The 19,031-nt window shown below is 43.0% G+C and carries 18 protein-coding genes and 1 tRNA gene; 7 read left to right on the top strand and 12 right to left on the bottom strand.

Going from position 1 to position 19,031, the window contains the following annotated elements; all coding sequences use genetic code 11:
• Nucleotides 1-20: 20 nt before the first annotated feature.
• A complete protein-coding gene (locus AAFP11_RS19120; RefSeq protein WP_341738489.1) occupies nt 21-698 on the top strand; it encodes a pentapeptide repeat-containing protein in 678 nt (225 codons plus the stop codon).
• Between the two features lie 191 nt (nt 699-889).
• Here the strand turns inward: AAFP11_RS19120 and AAFP11_RS19115 are convergent, their stop codons facing one another.
• From AAFP11_RS19115 to AAFP11_RS19105, 3 genes are all read right to left on the bottom strand, one after another.
• Nucleotides 890-2,308 carry a DNA/RNA non-specific endonuclease gene (locus tag AAFP11_RS19115; protein ID WP_341738488.1) on the bottom strand — a complete coding sequence of 473 codons (1,419 nt, stop codon included), beginning with the start codon at nt 2,306-2,308 and terminating at the stop codon, nt 890-892.
• Nucleotides 2,309-2,491: 183 nt separating this feature from the next.
• The gene (locus tag AAFP11_RS19110; RefSeq protein ID WP_341738487.1) at nt 2,492-3,109 is read right to left on the bottom strand and encodes a hypothetical protein; all 618 of its coding nucleotides are present in this window, start codon (nt 3,107-3,109) and stop codon (nt 2,492-2,494) included.
• 664 nt (nt 3,110-3,773) lie between these two features.
• Complete coding sequence (locus AAFP11_RS19105) at nt 3,774-4,358, bottom strand: hypothetical protein (RefSeq protein WP_341738486.1); 585 nt, start codon at nt 4,356-4,358, stop codon at nt 3,774-3,776.
• Between the two features lie 138 nt (nt 4,359-4,496).
• Between AAFP11_RS19105 and AAFP11_RS19100 the strand changes: the two genes are divergently transcribed.
• Nucleotides 4,497-5,375, top strand: coding sequence for a hypothetical protein (locus AAFP11_RS19100; RefSeq protein ID WP_341738485.1), 879 nt, complete (start codon nt 4,497-4,499; stop codon nt 5,373-5,375).
• A gap of 234 nt (nt 5,376-5,609) precedes the next feature.
• Here AAFP11_RS19100 and trxA read toward each other — a convergent pair whose 3' ends face one another.
• Nucleotides 5,610-5,927, bottom strand: a complete 318-nt coding sequence (trxA, locus tag AAFP11_RS19095) for a thioredoxin (RefSeq protein WP_341738484.1) — start codon at nt 5,925-5,927, stop codon at nt 5,610-5,612.
• Nucleotides 5,928-6,000: 73 nt separating this feature from the next.
• Here trxA and fabG point away from each other — a divergent pair, with 73 nt between their 5' ends.
• Nucleotides 6,001-6,765: a 3-oxoacyl-[acyl-carrier-protein] reductase gene (fabG, locus tag AAFP11_RS19090; protein WP_341738483.1), complete on the top strand. Its 765-nt coding sequence runs from the start codon at nt 6,001-6,003 to the stop codon at nt 6,763-6,765.
• 169 nt (nt 6,766-6,934) lie between these two features.
• Here the strand turns inward: fabG and AAFP11_RS19085 are convergent, their stop codons facing one another.
• From AAFP11_RS19085 to AAFP11_RS19075, 3 genes are all read right to left on the bottom strand, one after another.
• On the bottom strand, nt 6,935-7,390 hold the full coding sequence (locus AAFP11_RS19085; protein ID WP_341738482.1) for a GTP pyrophosphokinase: 456 nt from the start codon (nt 7,388-7,390) through the stop codon (nt 6,935-6,937).
• 303 nt (nt 7,391-7,693) lie between these two features.
• Nucleotides 7,694-7,993: an RNA-binding protein gene (locus tag AAFP11_RS19080; protein WP_341738481.1), complete on the bottom strand. Its 300-nt coding sequence runs from the start codon at nt 7,991-7,993 to the stop codon at nt 7,694-7,696.
• Between the two features lie 110 nt (nt 7,994-8,103).
• The gene (locus tag AAFP11_RS19075) at nt 8,104-8,289 is read right to left on the bottom strand and encodes a hypothetical protein (RefSeq protein WP_341738480.1); all 186 of its coding nucleotides are present in this window, start codon (nt 8,287-8,289) and stop codon (nt 8,104-8,106) included.
• A 374-nt stretch (nt 8,290-8,663) separates the two neighbouring features.
• On the opposite strand from AAFP11_RS19075, the gene AAFP11_RS19070 reads away from it, so the two are divergent.
• Entirely contained in the window at nt 8,664-9,797 is a 1,134-nt protein-coding gene (locus tag AAFP11_RS19070) for a class I SAM-dependent methyltransferase (RefSeq protein ID WP_341738479.1), read from the top strand.
• Between the two features lie 343 nt (nt 9,798-10,140).
• Here AAFP11_RS19070 and AAFP11_RS19065 read toward each other — a convergent pair whose 3' ends face one another.
• The 4 genes from AAFP11_RS19065 to AAFP11_RS19050 form a co-directional block, all read right to left on the bottom strand.
• Nucleotides 10,141-11,280, bottom strand: coding sequence for a fatty acid desaturase (locus AAFP11_RS19065; RefSeq protein ID WP_341738478.1), 1,140 nt, complete (start codon nt 11,278-11,280; stop codon nt 10,141-10,143).
• Nucleotides 11,281-11,753: 473 nt separating this feature from the next.
• A complete protein-coding gene (locus AAFP11_RS19060; RefSeq protein ID WP_341738477.1) occupies nt 11,754-13,019 on the bottom strand; it encodes a glutamate-5-semialdehyde dehydrogenase in 1,266 nt (421 codons plus the stop codon).
• Nucleotides 13,020-13,023: 4 nt separating this feature from the next.
• Entirely contained in the window at nt 13,024-13,428 is a 405-nt protein-coding gene (locus AAFP11_RS19055; RefSeq protein ID WP_341733959.1) for a hypothetical protein, read from the bottom strand.
• Nucleotides 13,429-13,763: 335 nt separating this feature from the next.
• A tRNA-Gly gene (locus AAFP11_RS19050) sits at nt 13,764-13,835 on the bottom strand.
• Nucleotides 13,836-14,070: 235 nt separating this feature from the next.
• On the opposite strand from AAFP11_RS19050, the gene AAFP11_RS19045 reads away from it, so the two are divergent.
• Both AAFP11_RS19045 and AAFP11_RS19040 read left to right on the top strand, forming a co-directional pair.
• On the top strand, nt 14,071-14,211 hold the full coding sequence (locus AAFP11_RS19045) for a hypothetical protein (protein ID WP_340519337.1): 141 nt from the start codon (nt 14,071-14,073) through the stop codon (nt 14,209-14,211).
• A 264-nt stretch (nt 14,212-14,475) separates the two neighbouring features.
• The gene (locus AAFP11_RS19040; RefSeq protein WP_341738476.1) at nt 14,476-15,198 is read left to right on the top strand and encodes a Uma2 family endonuclease; all 723 of its coding nucleotides are present in this window, start codon (nt 14,476-14,478) and stop codon (nt 15,196-15,198) included.
• 461 nt (nt 15,199-15,659) lie between these two features.
• On the opposite strand, the gene AAFP11_RS19035 is transcribed toward AAFP11_RS19040, so the two are convergent.
• Nucleotides 15,660-16,421, bottom strand: a complete 762-nt coding sequence (locus tag AAFP11_RS19035; RefSeq protein WP_341738475.1) for a hypothetical protein — start codon at nt 16,419-16,421, stop codon at nt 15,660-15,662.
• Between the two features lie 247 nt (nt 16,422-16,668).
• On the opposite strand from AAFP11_RS19035, the gene AAFP11_RS19030 reads away from it, so the two are divergent.
• A complete protein-coding gene (locus tag AAFP11_RS19030) occupies nt 16,669-18,924 on the top strand; it encodes a tetratricopeptide repeat protein (RefSeq protein ID WP_341738474.1) in 2,256 nt (751 codons plus the stop codon).
• Nucleotides 18,925-19,031 lie beyond the last annotated feature (107 nt).

Here is a 19,031-nt window from a genome sequence, read left to right as displayed (position 1 = left end):
CAGATTCTAGAAATAAAGTCATGAACGAAGAAGAAGAAGCAGAATGGATCAGAATATGCAACAGTAGAAAACAGGTGTGGTTAGAAGAAGTGCTCAGGCGCTATGAGGCAGGGGAGAGAGACTTTTCTCTAATTCAAGTGTACTTGAGCGACCAGCAATCTAAGGAGCGCTACTTAAGTGGAGTGAACTTGAGTGGAGCTAACTTCAGGGAAAGTGACTTGCTACATCTGGTTTTGTACGGACAAGGAATCAATTTTAGTGGCTCAGATTTGAGCGACCTTGACTTGGCCCGCGCACATTTTGAAAATGCGGATTTGAGTGGGGCTAACCTGAGCGGAGCTTGTCTGTGGCGAGCTAACTTTGACAGAGCGGATTTGACAGGGGCGAATTTGACTCAAACCGATTTGCAGGAGACTAAGTTTTACGACGCGAATTTGAGTAGAGCAAACTTAAGTGGAGCCAAGATGATTGAGACAAGTTTTGGTGATGCTAACTTAACCGATAGTGATTTTAGGAATGCTAAGTTTAAAGATAGCGTTCGTTTTTATCGGGCTGACTTGACGAGAACTAACTTTTTTGGTACTGAGTTGGATCTGGATGAAATTAGAGCTAACAAATCTGAAATGGCTATTTTTACAGATGCTCACTTTAAAGATACCATCATGCCAGATGGTACTATTTGGAATAGTGAAGACTAATTCGTAGCTACTATAGCACGTCTAAATGAGTTGTATAATCTTGGTAAGGGTAATCCCCCCTGAAGAACCCCGTGATTCTCAGGGCAGGCACTCTTGGCATCGCCCCTACATATCTATACAAATGATTTAGACGCGCTATATCAACTAATTACCTACCCTCAGCAAAAGCGGAAGTTAGTTTGACCAGGTTTTTAGGGGAGAAGAGATATGATTTTTTTCATTTTGTCCTTGCTGTTAGGATCTTTAATCTGAGAAAGAAAGTCATATCTAAATGAGTCCCCAGATTTTTCTAAATCTGCATTAAGTCTTTCTTCTAGCTTGCCAATGGGAATTAAACGCTCTTCCCAACCCAAGGTATTATTTTTGACGATAATATTTCCCTTGGCATCTTTTGTCGTGTAATCTAGGCTCTTCTGAATTTCATAGGAATTGTTCGGCATCCAAAAAGCAAAGTAATAATCTGGCTTGTCAGATGTTGAATTTGGCTTGAATCCCAGCACAACTTTCCAGAGAGCACTAGGAACTGTTATCGTTCGATCACCATCTGCTGTTTTGAAATTTTTAAAAGAATTGGGATTATCCTTGAGTGGAGCTTCCACAACTCTTCCTCTTTCATTTAAAACTGTCACAGTAGGAGGAGTAGAATATTTTGTTAACTCTCCACCACCAGCACCGTACACACCAGAAGAGATATAGAACTTATAAGGTGTTGGCTGTTTTTGTTCATTTTTAAGACGCGCCAGCTTCTGTAGTTTGTCTTCCAAACTACTCCAAGCACCTCCATTTCCCTTGGCATCTTGAGGAACAATATTCGTAGTTAAGAAACTAGCATACATATCCTTTGTGCTTCTATTTCGGTCGTTAGAAGCACTCATGTGTCCCCGTACTGGCCAGAAGATAGCTGGCTTTTCAAGCTTAAATGCCTTATACTCGTCCTCATTATAGTTAATTTGACTATCAAACTTATAGTCTTTGTGAGCAACCTTGTAAAAGGAACTATTTAAGTCGGGGTCTACCGCAAACTCATCAGGTCTGTCTTTACTTTTAATATTTCCTGGCCATGAGCCATCCAGAACCCAACTAACCCAGTTAGGTGTATTTTTTTTGCCATTATAGGAAACAGTGTACTGTGGCTTCTCTATCAAATAGTTATTTTGATAGGTATTATTAGTCAGTAGGTCAGTTCTTGCTGTAGTTGGATTGCTAAACCTCAGCGACTCGCTTTGGAAAAAGACATTATCCAGATAGACAGGAATAGATGCTTCGAGCTTGAATTCAACAGTTGCCGACTGACCGCGCAATCTTTCTGGTACGTCAACATTGAAAGATTCAAAGCCTTTTATCCCGTAATCTACTTTGTATTTATCTGTTAGGTAACTAGCCGGAGCTTTATTACTATCCGTGTTATTTTCAGCTTTTTGAAGAGTTATTGCAGGATTAACTTCTAAGTTTTCATTGGACGGAAAGTTAGTTGGAAGCAAGTCGGATGTTCCTCCGTACCAACTCACAACACGTCCGTGTACATCTCCCGGTATAGGATCTGTCGTAAACCCAGCACGGCTGTTATTGTAACCTGGGTTATTTTTATTAGTTCCCAAGAAAACCGACAAATCTGGTTTTCCTAACAGCGGAGCATTAGGATTGGGATTGTCTGACCTCCAACCTTCTCGCGGAAACTTAAGTCCTGGGGCTGTTCCGTTCTCAGTAGACGGTAGATTTGGAATATCGCGACCGGCTGGCGTAAATGTACTGCCCGATAAAGTCGGGACTGTCTGATAGTAATTGTCCGCATATTAACTGGGGTTGGTCAGCGTTTTGACAAATTCCTCCACATCAAAAACCTCAACTTGGCCGCCAGCACCGCTTAATTTTGGATAGGAAGCGTAAAGAAACTTGCTATCACTTGACAGCGCTAAGTCGGTAGCGAATCCATTTGGAATTGGTCGAGTTGCTGCTACTAATTGCGGATTTGTCAGCGGGTCTTTGATAATGCCGATATTGCTCCCGGCCCGCGGGTCTCCATCTATGCTGGGTATTTCCTGACCGAAAAATTTCGTATCCGCATTCCGACCCACAACAAACGCATAACTCGCATCCGGTAAAACTGTTACCGAAACTCCCTCATTCACATCAAAGTAATCAAAAGTTGAACCCAGTCCTAAATTTGCATAACGAGTAGTAGCAGCAAAACTTACGGGGTCGTTATTGGTAATATCCAGTACCCCAAATCCTTTGCTATCTTTGCCGCTGTTTGTAAAGGTCATTTTCAACGGATTGACAGTAGCAGCTAATCCTTCTAACCCTTCATCGCCCGTGACAGTTCCGATTAATTTTACCACTAAATCGCTAAATTTGCTACCTTTAGTGTCGCCAAAGTTGTCTGCTAAAAAGTTGCTTCCGGTCAGGAACAAAACTGGTAGATTGTTCTCAAAAGGTTGATTGTTTGCGTCTTTGAATTTGATTTCTGCACTTTCAATCTGTGGAGTTTTTTTGGGATTAGCCGCAGTTGGAGCGAGTTGAGATGCGCGTCTTTCCGCAAAAATAGGCTCTTTACTGAAGTTGTCGATTTGTCTTTCGTTTGCAGGTTCGCCAGTAAGAGAATCGAGTTCATGCGATTTTTTTACGGGGGGGGGTAAAACTAAAATCCTGAAATTCGGGGCTAAAATTGATGAATTTGGACGAGATTGGGGTATCTTCGAGGTTATTGTTAAAACTGTCTGGAAGTTGGGGGAGTGCTGGTTCTGGAGTAGGGCTGCTAAGGGCTTGAGGATTGAGTAAGTTTGCGGTATTTAGGTCAAATTCTGGTATTAAGGTCGTTTCCCCAATAGGGAATGGCTCTTGACTGTTGAAGGGCGATTTATTGGAAAATTTCATAAGATGCGAACAAGCGATACAGTAACTTGTTGTGATTCTTAGTATCTCACCATAGGAAAATTGTTTTTGTCAAGCTGTTGAGGCAGAAAAAGCTGAATTTGTTACATAAGTTTACATTTTGTTCGAGATGCCTGGTACGATCGCCCTTAATGCCACAAATACAATTTCTCTAATTTGGCGATCGAACTTTCAGCAGCATAATTAAGAACGAGAAACCCAAGAACGAACGTAAAAAGACACAGATCCAATTAAATAAAAACAATTCACCAAAATCAACAATCCTTTGCCAACATAAGAGTGAACAAAACCAAAAACTCGGAAAGTTGACAGCAGCACTAACAACATTTCAATAAAAGAAACAATTGAGCCGTAGTGATTTCGATCCCAATAAGAAAACGGACTGATAAAACGGTAATTGCTGAACGGAAAAAAGTGTCTGTGAGCGTCATCATTATGCACCGGCAAATCTCCTAGAGAGTGCAGAATTATGCTCAAAAACAGAATTTGGATGCTTTCCCAGCCAAAGTAATAAGCAATTACCCAGCCGATCGCCGCCAGAGGGATAGAATGAAACAGAGCCACAATATGCTGGACAAAAGGCTCATAATATGCTTTTGACCAGATTGTATTTTCCGGCAAACGAGCAATGTATTTCGCCCAAAAGTAAAATAAAAATATCGGAATATCCGGCAAAATTCCGCCCGTAACAATGAGCAAATTCAACTCAGAATGCTGGGTTCTACCGAGAATTGCCAGATTGATAATTGCGTGGCTTGGTGTTTTCATGATTGACGGTTAAAATGGTAAGTAAAACAACTTAAATAAACCGAAGAGAAGCGCTCGGGTTTCACCAATGGTAACTATATGGCAACTGCGATATAATTATAAGTTAGCTGGTAAGTTAGCTGGAGAAGACAGTAGATCATGGCAACAATAGACTTTATTGCGGATTATCAAGAAATAATTACCCAAGAGCTGTGCAGTTTAGGTCATCCTCCACAAGATGAAGAAGACCTCGATACCGTTTTGACAAGGTATCTCAATTTATTGCTAAGAAGACCACCAACTATTGTATGGACTGTTAACCAGTCTCAAGAATTGGAAAACAAAATTATTCCACAGGAAATTACATTAGGTTTGCAGCAGTTTATTGAGAAAGCTGAGTCTGGTCAAGATTTAACACCTCATCTCAGCACACAGAGCGATAATCCAGACTACCAAGACCTCATGTTTTACGACTGGGGAATATTACACTTCCATTTAGGTACTAATCCTCATCCAAGGCGTCAGGGATTTGTTGAACGAACAGACGATCTATTATTTGCTATTGCACCCTCCGATACGGCAACAATGTATTTAATCGATATCCATCCACACCGGGGAGGATTTACAAATCAAGACTTACTAAGAATTCTTGAAGAGAATTGGCCTGAAATTCTCGATCCCTACGAGCTAAAGGGCGTTACTGAGTTATCAGACAATGCTTCTGACAGTGATATTGATAGTCTTCGGAAAGGTAGTATGAATACTTTTATTCAAACTCCTGGCGGTCGCTTTTTGATGCCGATGGGATTGGGCATCACAGGTGCTGGAACTAGCGTCGTCATCAGAAAACAGGCAGATGACATAAGAACTTATGTTTGTAATCTTGAGAAATCGTTTATCCAGAAACAAGATACCATAGCAGCTCACTTTAACGGTAAATATGGCCAAAATTGGGATGAGCTGGAATTTCAAGTTAAATCATTTGAAGCACCAGTAAGAATAGAGGAGATAACAACAGGTGAAATGCTCGAAATCTAAACCTAAGACTGATGCGCTCGCCGCTGGTAGTGGCGGCATCGATTACACAACAAGAACCGCGAGCCTAACACTGGCTGGAAACGGAACGGAGCGATACTTTATGGATGTGCTTCACAGGTGCAATGCCGTCCGTTGAAGCCTAATGAAACAGCCCTACTTTTCGGCTCGTGCTGCGGTAAAACAATAGACATCTCCAAAAGTTGGAGATGTCTTAATTAAGGTAAAATACCCTAACTACAAGAAAGGTTGCAGTCGATCGATCAACTGCGCCGGCTGCATCACTCCCTCAATGCGATCGACCTCAGCACCATTTTTGAACAACACCAAAGTCGGCAAAGCATAAATGTGATACTGCGAAGCCAACTGTTCGTACTTATCCGTGTCAATCTTGACCACCATCAGCTTGTCCTTCGTTTGACCGCTGACTTGTTCCAAAATCGGTGCCATCATCTGACAAGGGCCACACCAAGTAGCATAAAAATCTACCAACACCGGCAAATCGGAGCTCGATAGTAACTCCTCAAAACTGCTGAACTGTTTTTGAACTGCCATAGGACAAAATATTTTTTTTGGTTCTGGCTCGATTTTAGTGCAAAATTCTCTGGTAGATTGCGAGGATAGAATTATGGAATTATTACCAGAGACATTTCAGAGATTGCAGGGTAAAGTTGCTGTCGTGACCGGTGCATCGCGGGGAATCGGCCGCGCCGTTGCTTTAAACCTAGCCGCAGAGGGTGCTAAAGTCGCCGTAAACTATGCCAGTTCGAGTGCTGCTGCTGATGAGGTGGTAGCCGAAATAGTCACTGCTGGTGGCGAAGCTATCGCCCTTGCAGCAGATGTCTCGAAAACTGACCAAGTAGATTTACTCACCAGTAATGTCATGGAAAAATGGGGACGGATTGACATTTTGGTGAACAATGCTGGAATTACTCGCGATACTTTGCTGTTGCGGATGAAATTGGAAGATTGGCAAGCTGTGATTGATTTGAATCTAACTGGTGTATTTTTGTGTACGAAAGCTGCGAGTAAAATCATGCTGAAACAGCGCAGCGGCCGAATTATTAATATTGCTTCGGTGGCTGGACAAATGGGCAATCCGGGACAAGCTAATTACAGTGCGGCGAAGGCTGGGGTAATTGGGTTTACTAAAACTGTGGCGAAGGAGTTGTCTAGTCGCGGGATTACTGTGAATGCGGTGGCACCGGGTTTTATCACTACAGATATGACTAAGGATGTTAAATCGGATGAGATTTTGAAGTATATTCCCCTGGGGAGATATGGGGAAGTTGAGGAAGTTGCGGGGATGGTGAAGTTTTTGGCGGCGGATGCGGCTGCTGCTTATATTACGGGGCAGGTGTTTAATGTGGATGGGGGGATGGTGATGGCTTAGGATTTGATTTTTTTTGTCGGAGATATCGCACAGGCTTTCGGGCCTGTGCCACGATGAAGGTGGATATCTGCGGTTGAATTTTGAGGGCGATCGATCGGCGATATCGAGTGAATAACCTGACTAAAATGAGTTTAGCTTTGCGGTGGGATTTGAACGTTTTCAATAAGAATTACTTTAAGGCCCCGCGTAATTGACTGAGGACTTTTTTGTATTTGGCAATGCGTTGAAAATCTGCTTCTGTCGGATTGGAAATGCGACGAATATCGAGGTTGTGAGTAACATCGGCGATTTTGACTCGCAAGGCGATCGGGTTGGCCATCACCCGCTCTAAATAAGCTGCATAAGGTTCTCCTTCTATTTTGGTAATTGCGCCGATCGCGTTTACTATAAGTTCAGGAAAACCTTCGCTTCTGAGTTCGTCAAGTGTCAGTTCGGAATCTTCCACCGCATCGTGGAGAACCCCTACGATTTTCTCCTCTACAGAATTGACATTTTTCATCACAAATAGCGGATGATCTATATAGGAATTGCCTGCCTTATCTAGCTGCCCTTCATGAGCTTTGACGGCGATCGCGATCGCTCGTTGTAGTAACCATTCGTAGTCTGAATTCGTATTTGACGACATAGCCAAGAAGTTTGTTACTACAGGTTTTAGATAAACGAAAATAAACGCAGATAAATTTATGGTTCTCTGCGTTTATCGGTGTAGGTTCGGTCTGTGAACAAAGGACGATCGCCAGTCAATAAACTAATAGCTATTGCAACTCAGTTAATAGACACAATTAAACATAAAATTATCATCGCGAGACTCGCTATGGCCGAAGGAAGCAATCGTTTAGTTTGAGATTGCCTGACTTCGTTCAGTTTTGAAAGTTTATGTATCTCTGGCTACTTAGAGCGATCGCCAATCCTGTGACTCAGCCTAGGATTAGTAACGACGATTGAAGCCACCGCCGGAGCGACCGCCACCGCCAGGTCCACGATCTTCGCGGGGCTTGGCTTTGTTAACTTTTAGATCGCGGCCCATCCACTCAGCGCCATCAAGCGCTTCGATCGCGGCTGTTTCTTCTGCCTCTGTTCCCATTTCCACAAAGGCGAAACCGCGCATTTTGCCAGTTTCGCGGTCTGTCGGTAACTGAACTCTTTTAACGGTTCCGTACTCTGCAAATACGGTATTGAGGTCTTCTTGGGTAACTTGATAAGCAAGATTACCTACGTAAATCGACATGAAATATCTCCTAAATCAGATGTGGATGGAAGTTGAGATTTTCGATAGAGCCAGCCAAAGTCAAACGTGAAAGACTCATCAACAAGTGCTTTCTAGTTTACCATACCCAATCAGGTTGTGTGGAGGTTATTGCCAATTTTAGCAAAATATTTTCCTAATTTCATAGGATCGCGCCGTAGCACACCCATCAATTTCTTGACCAAACCAGGCAAAATAGAACCGGATTTAGCAGTTCCCACCAGGGGAAGACCGGCTGCTACCGCTATAGATATAGGTGTGGGGAATGCTGACACCACCGAAGTGTGACGTTCTCCCCCGTCCCAGGCAAGCAGTATGACGGGGGCTGGTCAAGGAAAGCTGAAAGCCTTGATATTGTTAGATTATAAGCATGACTTATCGCCACAACGACGAGAGAACCCCCCAATCCAGCAATCCTCTGAGACCCCTTTTCATCCATCCCTCGAAAAAAACTACATTATTCTTAATAGTTTAATGCTGTCTGAAAGCCTCATAAATTCGTTCTCTAATCCGATTACTTCGTGGTAAATCTTGATGTTTTTGCAAGCTCTGGCAGTGTAAACCTTACTTAGTAAGATTTACAAGTTTTTGTGTCTCTAAAATGTTGATTTTCTTGAGATAGAATAGCACCATCTTTAAAAACAGTATAAACATGAGCTCATCAACAGTCTTACAAAACATCGAAAAGCATCTCCCCATCCTGGGAAATGTACATACCAAAAGTCCCCTTGCCTACCGAGCAACCCGCGTCGCAGTCAGTGCTGTTAACGCCGTGCAAATGGCAGTAGCAGAATCTTACATCAACGGATTAGAAGTACCCGATTCTGTCTTGCGATCGCTTTTTGATACCTGTATGCCAGTCTTTTTTAAGCATTTTCCGTCCCTGCTTGCACCCTACGAATGGGTACTAACAGAAACAGATCGGACTGCTGAAGGACCGCGGGATTTAATGAAACTTCAGTACGATTTGCCTCAAGCCATGCTGAATCCCATGTTAGGCGAGGGGAAACTCATCTATCCCAAATACAGCATGGGATTATGGGAAAAAGGAGCCACCAACCTCGAACAATCCCAGATCCACATGATTGATGATGTGATTGAGAAACTCGACATCAAAGATGGCGACAATATTTTAGACTTTGGTTGCGGTTGGGGCTGCGTTCCCAACTACATCCTCTCCAAATTCCCCAATGTCAAGTTTACGGGAATTAACTTGAGTCACCACCAATGCGAATATATGCGCCGGAAGATGCAAGATCCCGAAAGCTACCTCAGCTCTGGTCGATTCACTCTCTACGAAGGAGATTTGAACGATGCCCAATTTGAGACCAAGTTTGATAAGATTTTGTCGATCGGCGTTTTTTGTCATGTCGGTAATTTAACGAAAGCTTTCCAAAAGCTCGCCTCTTTCCTGAAAGATAACGGCCGAGTTTTCATTCACATCATCACAGTCCGTACCCCCAACAATATATCCAGCGTTTTCACCCACAAATACATTTTCCCCCACGGCCGTTACTGGAAATACGATGCAGTTCCCAGCTACAACAACGACCTCAAAACCATTGAAAGATGGTATCTGAATGGATTCAATTACTCCACCACCTTTGCTAATTGGCTGAAAAACTTTGACGATTCTCAGGCGATAGTCAAAGATTTAGACTATGGCATTGACTATGCCAAATTTCGCCGAATCTGGCGGTTTTATTTGATTTGGTTTGTGGCTAATTTCGCCAGTTGCGACGGGGAATACAATGGTAATGGTCAATATTTAATGACTCATACCTAATTATCGATTGATTAGGGCAACGGAGGACACGGCAATGCCGTTTCCCTACTCCAAAATAATGTTGTAGGGACACTCCAGGAGCCCTTCTTCGTGTCAACTTAAGGTCAAACCCTGTCAGAGACTGTTGTTTGACGATTAGGCCCAGATCCCCCCTAGCCCCCCTTAAGAAGGGGGGGACAGGAGTCTTCTCAAAGTCCCCCTTCCCCCCTTGGGGGGGCTAGGGGGGGGTGGGGATTTAGGGGGATCTGGACTCGGATATAAACGAGATTTCTCAAGGGTTTCAGGCTTAAGTTGACACGAAGAAGGGCACTGCCGTCTCCTCCCTTAAGCCTTCCTAATTTCTTTAAACTTGATCTGCTTGAGACTTACCACAATCTACAGACATTTCACCTAAAGAATCAGTAAAAGTCAGTTCATCTTTGTAATGTCGCGGGGTTTCCATCAGCAACCGCCATGCTTCGCCAGCATTGATTAAGTTCATGCGGCCGGGATAATGAATTTGTAACAACTCTTGCACCATCGGGTAATAGTTGGAGTTGATGCTGGGAAAAATGTGATGTTCTGTGTGGTAAGAAAAATTAAAGTGCAGTACATCAAATATTTTAGGAACTCGCAGTGAAGCACTATTAATCAGCGGGTCATTGATGCTGGTCATCCGACAACCCATATGATTAGTATAGATGTAAAACATTGCGCCGGCATGACCAAGTGAGATCGGCAAAATGTAGGCTAGAGCAACTTTGAGCGGATTAAATTCTAGGTAGAATAATATGCTCAGATGAATTGCTAAGATTCCCAAGCACTCAAGGGCGATTGTCAATCTATCTTTAGGGCTAACTGTAAAGGCCGCGGGTACGTAATCTACTGATTTATCATTGAATAACAACACCGAGGAGACATTGCGGAAATTATGTACAAACCATGAGCCAGCCATCCCGACAATTAACCACAGCGGATTGACTTCTACTGACGGTACAAACAGATTTTGAATCCATTTTCCCCAGGTATCTGGTTGCTGGTACAGGTAGTTGCGATCGGGATCTGCTAGGGAATTTGTGTTGTTGTGGTGTACGAGGTTATGCAGATTTTTCCACTGGGTAGGTGGCATGAATAGCATACTTAATCCCAAAAAGGCGATGGGATAAGTCAGCCAAGACTTTTTTTGAACGCTACCGTGCATGAGGTCGTGGGAGCTAAATAGCAAAACTATGATACTATTGCCCATGATTATGGCTAAAGGTAGATAGAGCCCTAAAAGATAGACTGGCCATTGGTCTAGATGACTAGCAATTCCCCATCCTAGCAATACAATTCCTAGGTTGATTAAGAGTATTACTAATTTGTTGCGATCGGGTTCAAAGGCTTCTGATGGCAGAAGAGGACGCAATTTTTTAACGTATACTGAGTGGTGAATTAGGGTTTCTTTACCTAAAGTCGGTGTTCCAGTATTGTCTAGAGTATTCAGTATTTTTTCGGATTTCATGCGATCGCTAAGAGTATTTTTCGATAGAACTCAATAATTTTCTAAATTTAATTATATATGAAATATTACAGCACTTTCAGCAACAGGCTTTCCGGTTTGTTCCACAAAAAATAATTTTTCTTGTGGAATGGGTCTGAAAGCGTGTTTCTAAACAGTTTATTAAAAATAATTCAAAATACCAGTTATCGGAACTTGAACCAATAACCAATAACTAATAACCAATAACTAATAATATCAAATCCGGTAACATCGGAATTATTCATCTCTCTTATCTCCCTCTGTGTTCTCTGCGTTCTAGTAAGGTTAAATCATTCCGATGCAGCCGGAAACGATATAACTAATAACTATAGCAATCCTAAATGAGTCGCAAGTTTTTTACCCCACCCCAACCCTCCCCTTACTAAGGGGAGGGAGCAAGAAATTCACAAATGATTTAGGATTGCTATAATAACCCATAACCAATAACTAATAGATTAAAATTGTCCGTTACCCTGAACTATTTCTTTGATTGTAGTCAACGTATCCAAACCGATTAATCCGCGACGATAACCTTTCTGATTTGACATTCCCAAAAATATCGCATCTCCGCGATTTTGATAGCGCCAAAACCGGGGCGAGGCATTAATAAAAGTAGATGCACTGTTGACATCCAGCGCAAATTGGCGACTTTCTAGATAAGATTCGGTGGCGATGCTGTCGGCGTGGCCGCTGCTGTATCGGTTGATCCACCCGATCGCACTTTCTAAACTATCGACAACTTTAAACGCTATGGTTTTGTTCAAATAGGGTTGATTCCACTCCGATATTTCGGCTAACTTTAAGTCTGGGAAATCTCCAAGGAGTTCGGCGTCTCCCCTAATCTGAAAGCCTTTTTCTTTTAAACTGTTCCACAGTCTGACTAGGGAAGAAGGCTTTTGGTGGCGATCGATCAAAACTTTCTCGATCGCATTTACCGGATCTGGCACACTTTGATGGCTGTCCAAAATCATCCACCTTGCCATCTCCAAACTACCCGTAGGCGACCAATAAAGGTAACAATTGCCCATTGCCGATCGCAACACAGGTGCTGTACACTGCCTTACCACTTGTTGCACCAAACTCGGTCTGCCGTAGGGAATAATTAAGTTTAGATATTGGTCTTGAGTCACTAAGTCCCGGATCGAGACACCTCCATTGGGCGGCAATACCTGCAAACATCCTGATGGCAAACCGACTTCATCTATTGCCGACTGCAAAGCTTCCCCGATGACTGCATTAGTGTTCCCGGTTTCGCTACCGCCTTTGAGAATCAAGCTGTTAGCACTTTTGAGACACAAACCGGCCGCGATCGCCCCCAACTCTGGAAACGCCTCGTAAATTAGGGCGATCGCCCCTAGTGGCAGAGATTGACAATATACTTGACATCGATCGACCTGATAAGAAGCATTGATCACTCGGCCGATGGGATCGGGCATTTCTCCGAGTCGCTGAAGAATTTGGACGGTTGTCTTAATTCTTTCGGGTGTCAACTTCAGCCACTCCACAATCAATTCGGGAATTGCCATATCCCGACTCGCTTCTAGATCCAGAGTATTGGCTTCTAAAATTTCATTTTGGCGGAGTTTCAGCGCCTGTGCCATCGCCTGCAATGCAGCGGCGCGATCTGTACTTTTTGTCCCCGCCAACTCCAAAGAAGCTTGGTAAGCACAACGGGCGACATTTGCCGAATCGGATAAAGGTTTAGAATCGTCAATTATCATTTAGCTAACGCCTGTAAGCCAGCCAAACCATCAGCGCCGGCACCATTGCTAGTAGCACAGCAACCACTGCCCACAGAATTATATTCCTCCCTGGGGAATACAACGCCAGTGGCAACCAAATCATTAGAAGTACCAAAATCATGCCCAGGGCTAAGGGCAAGTAATGCTCTCTGAAACCCCGATGAGCTCTGTTCCATTGTTGACCTGTCCACCGCCAAGTTTGTTTGTAAGGATAGTTTGTTGATAATTGCTCGATGACGTAGCCACTTTCATCCAATACAAATATTTGCTGACAGCGGTTGCAACCAAAAGCCTCTGTCAGTATTATTGGCACTAGACGACCCCGGCGCCGACAAGGGCAGGGATAATCACCATTTAAGTCAATTTTTGGAGCTTTTTGAGATGACACGAGCGATCGGATAACAAGAGAGTTTGTGCAAAAACAATCGTTAAGATATTAATTCCATCAAACTTTTGAATTTTGGTCGATCGAGGATTTCAACTCTTTGTTGTTAACCCTAGTTCAATCGGCAATTTTCAGTTACAAGTTCCCAACTGAATTTTACCACTTACTTAGATATTTTGAGCAAATATTTCTATTTTTCCCAAACTTCCCTGAGTTGTGCCAAATTTTTGGTCGATCGCTTTAGTGATTGTGGCTATCAAAAAAAAGCCCTTCTACACTGAATGAGCTTTCCACCCAAGTTTTTGGTAACATCGGGATTTTCTATTTAAACTTTAAAAAGCGGGTGACGCGATTCGAACGCGCGACATTCACCTTGGCAAGGTGACGCTCTACCACTGAGCTACACCCGCATTTGCTGCGGAACCGCATTTCCTGCGGTATTAAACATAGTGCCTTAACTCCCTGAGTTTGTCAAGTCTTTTTCATAAGTTTTTTTTGAGAAAGCCAGTATGGAGGCGGCAGACGCCCTAGCCGCCTGAAATTTCAGCAGCCAGAATATTAACTAAATCAGTAATTGCGCTGTTTTTGGGAGCCAGCCGTCAATAGCAAGGCTAAAATCAAGCTGGAATTTGGGAGAACACTGCTATGTCAGACTTAAATCGCGGAATCATGAAGTTCAAGGGAGCTGATAGCCCCATCGCGATCGCCCTTTCAGCGATCGTCATTGCTGGCGGCATCGGCTTTCTAATCTGGTGGGCCATGCAATCGGCTTACACATTTAGCTAACTTTGGCTAACCAAGTGCGGTGAGGGTGGGCTTAGCCTGGGAGTTCGAGGTCAAAAAGGGCTAGACGCTCTCGTCTAATGTACCTCCTAAAAAGATACTCAAGAACAGGCTGGCGGTTCACCCACAGTCTTAAAGGCTGCAAACAGGTTAAATAAACCCGCCCCCACCCACAAAAAAGCCCCCGCTCTATCTGGGTGCAACATATCAGATTAAACTGAGTTTGGTTAAAACATAATAAATAATCTAAAAAGCAAGCAGGTAGCCATGACAGCCACCTTCATTCAAAGTCAAACTTCTGGAGTTTTGCTGAAAAATATTAGTTGGCGGACTTACGAATCTCTGGTAAATGAGCTAGCAGAACAGCGGGGGATTCGTTTGACTTACGATCGCGGAACATTAGAAATTATGACTCCATCAGATCCACATGAGGGGAACAAACAAATCTTAGGACGTTTTGTAGAAACTGTCACCGAAGAATTGAATGTAGAAATTCGCAGCCTGGGTTCAAGAACTTGCAAACGCGAGGATTTAGAACGTGGATTAGAACCGGATCAGTGCTACTACATTGAGAATGAGGGAATTGTCCGCAGCCTCCAGCAAATTGACTTGAATCAAGATCCGCCACCGGATTTAGTAATCGAAATTGACATCACCAGCAGTTCGATTAACCGCATGGAATTGTATGCGAGTTTGGGTGTGCCAGAGCTTTGGCGTTATGACGGTTCGCGTTTAATATTCTATCAGTTAGAAGGTCAGGAATATGTAGAGCGGGAGGTTTCTCCTCACTTTCCTTTTTTGTCGCCCTCTGAGATTATGGGATTTGTGGAAAGGCAAAAAGATGTGGGGGAAACGTCGATGATTCGAGGGTTTAGGCAGTGGGTGAGGAGTCGGATTGATTCATTTGATCCATATTACTTTTCATCTGTCAATCCATCGGCAACTGTTATATCCCAAGCGGAGTCTACTTCACTAGATGCTTGTCGGTAAGCAGATTCCAGTTCTTGATTCCGCAACAATTCCAAAGCTACTTCAATTACTTGGGATGGGGATTTGCATCCTTTAGCAATTTTGTAGCTTTCAATGAACAGTAGTAGCGATTGTGATAAGGAAATTGATATTTTTTTAGCTTGCATGATCTTAGCAATTGATAATTACAAAGATTTCTACTTGATTATAGCACAAGCAGTAAACTAGAGTAAATTAGACTATTTACAGGGCGATCGCAGAAACCGGATTTCTTTCTAGTCGCGTAGGGAGTCAGAAACCGGGTTTCTTCGGAAAATCTGGTGAGGATGCGTAAATTCTCGCAGAAACCCGGTTTCTTGGATGGTGGGGCGTGGAGGCTGTGGGATTAATTTACCCGCAATCGCCAAAATTATCCGATTGATTTCGTCTCAAATCCTGTCATAAGGTGGGCAAACTTGCCCACCCTATGACAGGATTAATCACTAAGCACGAATTGGACGAGGACGAGAGCGATCGACTTTATTCACATTGCCAATTTCAAAGACGCAAGAGGCACATTCCGTAGCAACCGACTTAAACGGATACTTAGAGCTGCTAGGAGTGCCGTTGTCTTGAACAAACAAACAATCACTGGCTTTGTCTTGAACAAACAAGCAATTACTGGCTTTGTCTTGAACAAACAAGCAATTACTGGCTTTGTCTTGAACAAACAAGCAATTACTGGCTTTGTCTTGAACAAACAAGCAATTACTGGCTTTGTCTTGAACAAACAAACAATCACTGGCTTTCTCTTGAACAAATAAGCAATCACTGGCAATATCAGACTTACCAAAAATCGCTTGACCAAATTGCTCTTGAAGCAAAGCCAAAGTTTCTGCAAAGGCTGACTCCAGTGCTTGACGATCGCCTTCGCCCCGCATTCCGAAGTATGGGAAGTGGTGCAGGAAGTGACCGAAGATAGACTGGCAATCTTCTTCGTACTTACTCGTGTCGAGAATGTGCTGATGCCAAAATTCATCGACGGCTTTGTTAGGGACAATGGCTTTGTTGGGATACTTCCAGGAAAGGTACAAAAAAGCACGATAGAGATGTGCAATGCGATCGGCTTTCTCCAGAGACCACATTGTGGACTCATTGTGCATCACACGAAAAACAATAGGTTCAAGATCGAGAGCATTCAGACGATCGATAAAATTACGATCTTCTTCACTGATGGTAGAAACTTTGGGAAGGACTTGTAGCATGACTTTCTCCTTGAGAAGTTATCGTTTGGTTGGCTGATTGACTTCAGCTTGTTTACAACTTTAAAGGTTTCCTAATCTGATGTCAGTCGCTTTTGGTTGGGAGAAATTGTCAATTTATAACATCAAGTCTGTGTCAAGTTGGTCGGTTTTCGGTGGAAAAGGTTGGTTTAGGTTGAGCAGGGGAGTCATACTTGCGATCTTTGGTCTATTAGCCTAAACTCAGTAAAACTTGAGAACCTTTGCACTGATGGATATAGACGCTGCCTTGGAAATGGTTCGTGATTTGGTTATCACTCAATCGAGCAAGCCTTTGAGCGATGTTCAGTCTGCTATCCTGCGCGGGGCTCTCTTGGGTAAGACTTTCGCCGAAATTGCAGAGGAGTGTCCCTGTAATGAGAGCTACGCTAAAGAAGTTAGTTCACAACTTTGCAAATTGCTGTCGGCTGCGGTGGGCGTACCGGTGGGTAAGCGTAATTTGAGGTCTGCTCTGGAACGCAGGCTTAAACAGCGGGATGAAACACAAGAGCTTTTGGTGGCGCAGGAGAAAAAGGCAAAGTCCATAGCTGCTCAGGATGCGTTAAATAACTCCAGTCGATCGGAGCAAGTGTCTGTCCCACAAGCGGAGATAGATCCTGTATTTGTTGACTCCGATTCTGTAGATGCTGAAGGACCGATCGCACATCCCTCAATACCCAACCAGAATTTCGTGGGACGGGACAAGGCGATCGCCTCCCTCAACACCCATATCAACCAAGGCGCAAAAATCATCGTCATCCAAGCTAACGGCGGTGTCGGCAAAACCACATTGGCCCACGAATATCTCAACTCTCAGGGTTTTGACTTAGTGCTAGACCTCCCAATGGCCAAGGAAAAAGATAACATCCAACTTGTCGATAGTGTAATTGAAGGATGGCTGAAACAAGACTTTGATGAAGAACCAGGGCGAGAGTTTTGGGAAATGTTGCGGCGGCTAAAGCGGCAACTTCAAACTCGCAAAATAGGCGTTTTAATTGATAACTTAGAACCCGCACTAGATGGACAAGGCAGATTTATTGAACCCCATCGCCGCTATGTTGAATTATTGCGAGTTTTAGCCGATCCAACAGTGCAGTCTGTGACGCTGATAACCAGCCGCGTTCGTCTGTGCGAACCTGATGTAAATGTTGCTCACTATTTATTGCCGGGATTGGATGAGCAAGCGTGGCAGCAATTTTTTATGAGTCGCCATATTAATATAGATATTCTCACTCTGAACGCGATGCACAAAGCCTATGGAGGAAATGCGAAAGCAATGGGTATCCTCTGCGGTGCAATTCTAGAAGATTTTGATGGAGATATGGTAGCTTATTGGCGGAATAATAATGGCGATCTGTTGGTTAAGGCTGATTTAGAAAACTTAGTAACCAGTCAGTTTCAGCGTCTCCAAGAACTTAACTCAGAAGCCTATCAACTCCTCTGCCGTTTGGGATGCTATCGCTATCAGGATGTGCCGACTGTCCCGACTGAGGGATTATTGTGTTTGTTGTGGGATGTGCCAGAAGGACAGCGCAGACGAGTTATTGAATCTTTGCGAAATCGTTCTTTGGTAGAGTTTAATAATGGAGAATATTGGTTGCATCCGATGATTCGGGCTGAGGCGATCGCGCGGCTGAGAGCAAGTGAAAATTGGGCTGAGGCGAATCGCAAAGCAGCAGAGTTTTGGACAGAGGGTGTTAAGACAGTTGAAACTATACAAGATGCAATGAAAGCTTTTGAGGCTTACTATCAGTATGTTACTATTAGTAAATTCGAGTGGGCTGGTGAGGTACTTATAAAAGAGAGGAAAAATAAATGGTCTGAATGGAAAACAGGTGAATATTTTGCCAGGAGCCTTTATAAATTAGGCATATTACAATCTACTATAAAAGCAATTAGCTTGATTATTCACGAATTAAAACCTAGTTATAATCTTAGCCTGATTTATAATACATTAGGTAATTTATATTGGCTGACAGGTGATATTCAGCAAGCCCTTCAATCTCATCAAGAAGCTTTGGTATTAGCAGATGAAATTATTAAGTTTAATAATGTGGTCGCTCATGAAATAATGTTAGAAAAAATAAAATTTTATTCTGTTTTTAACATTGGTTGTTGTTACCTTTATTTGGGGGAAACAAAAGAAGCTGTAGAGATTTTAGAACAAGTTAGACTAACTGCGGGAAAAACTAATCATAAGCGACTTGCCATACAAGCATCATGCTGTTTAGCTTTTTTGTACTCAGAGATGGGTTTTAAGCAAAAAGCACTTCAGTTGGCTCTGCCTATTTACAACGAAGTTATTACCCCTGAATGGGGTGCTTGGAGTGCTGGAAATAGCTTGTTTTTTCTAGGATTAACATATAAAAATACCACCGAATATGAAACCTCTAAACTTATGTATGAACGGGCTATTTTTCTTGCAAAAAATAGTTTTTTTATTGTCATTGAAGCCAAGGCTCTTTATGGTCTAAGTAGTCGGACATAAATAAACAACGCTGTGTAAAGAAAAATTAAATAGGTAAGAAGAAAGCACCTCCTCATAGATCAAAAACCAAACTATTCGGAATGGAAACGATATCTTTGTACTTCATA

Origin of the sequence: Microcoleus sp. CAWBG640, assembly GCF_020883015.1 — a bacterium.
GTDB classification, from domain to species: Bacteria; Cyanobacteriota; Cyanobacteriia; order Cyanobacteriales; family Microcoleaceae; genus Microcoleus; species Microcoleus anatoxicus.
The sequence above is the reverse complement of the archived record's forward strand: the minus strand, read 5'-3'. Positions and strand labels throughout refer to the sequence as shown.

Excerpts from the sequence above, each read along its gene's own strand:
- AAFP11_RS19035 (WP_341738475.1), bottom strand. The coding sequence starts at position 16,421 with ATGCTACAAGTCCTTCCCAAAGTTTCTACCATCAGTGAAGAAGATCGT.
- AAFP11_RS19100 (WP_341738485.1), top strand. The coding sequence starts at position 4,497 with ATGGCAACAATAGACTTTATTGCGGATTATCAAGAAATAATTACCCAA.
- AAFP11_RS19070 (WP_341738479.1), top strand. The coding sequence starts at position 8,664 with ATGAGCTCATCAACAGTCTTACAAAACATCGAAAAGCATCTCCCCATC.
- AAFP11_RS19080 (WP_341738481.1), bottom strand. The coding sequence starts at position 7,993 with ATGTCGATTTACGTAGGTAATCTTGCTTATCAAGTTACCCAAGAAGAC.
- trxA (WP_341738484.1), bottom strand. The coding sequence starts at position 5,927 with ATGGCAGTTCAAAAACAGTTCAGCAGTTTTGAGGAGTTACTATCGAGC.
- AAFP11_RS19040 (WP_341738476.1), top strand. The coding sequence starts at position 14,476 with ATGACAGCCACCTTCATTCAAAGTCAAACTTCTGGAGTTTTGCTGAAA.
- AAFP11_RS19105 (WP_341738486.1), bottom strand. The coding sequence starts at position 4,358 with ATGAAAACACCAAGCCACGCAATTATCAATCTGGCAATTCTCGGTAGA.
- AAFP11_RS19030 (WP_341738474.1), top strand. The coding sequence starts at position 16,669 with ATGGATATAGACGCTGCCTTGGAAATGGTTCGTGATTTGGTTATCACT.
- AAFP11_RS19060 (WP_341738477.1), bottom strand. The coding sequence starts at position 13,019 with ATGATAATTGACGATTCTAAACCTTTATCCGATTCGGCAAATGTCGCC.
- AAFP11_RS19085 (WP_341738482.1), bottom strand. The coding sequence starts at position 7,390 with ATGTCGTCAAATACGAATTCAGACTACGAATGGTTACTACAACGAGCG.
- AAFP11_RS19065 (WP_341738478.1), bottom strand. The coding sequence starts at position 11,280 with ATGAAATCCGAAAAAATACTGAATACTCTAGACAATACTGGAACACCG.
- fabG (WP_341738483.1), top strand. The coding sequence starts at position 6,001 with ATGGAATTATTACCAGAGACATTTCAGAGATTGCAGGGTAAAGTTGCT.
- AAFP11_RS19045 (WP_340519337.1), top strand. The coding sequence starts at position 14,071 with ATGTCAGACTTAAATCGCGGAATCATGAAGTTCAAGGGAGCTGATAGC.
- AAFP11_RS19120 (WP_341738489.1), top strand. The coding sequence starts at position 21 with ATGAACGAAGAAGAAGAAGCAGAATGGATCAGAATATGCAACAGTAGA.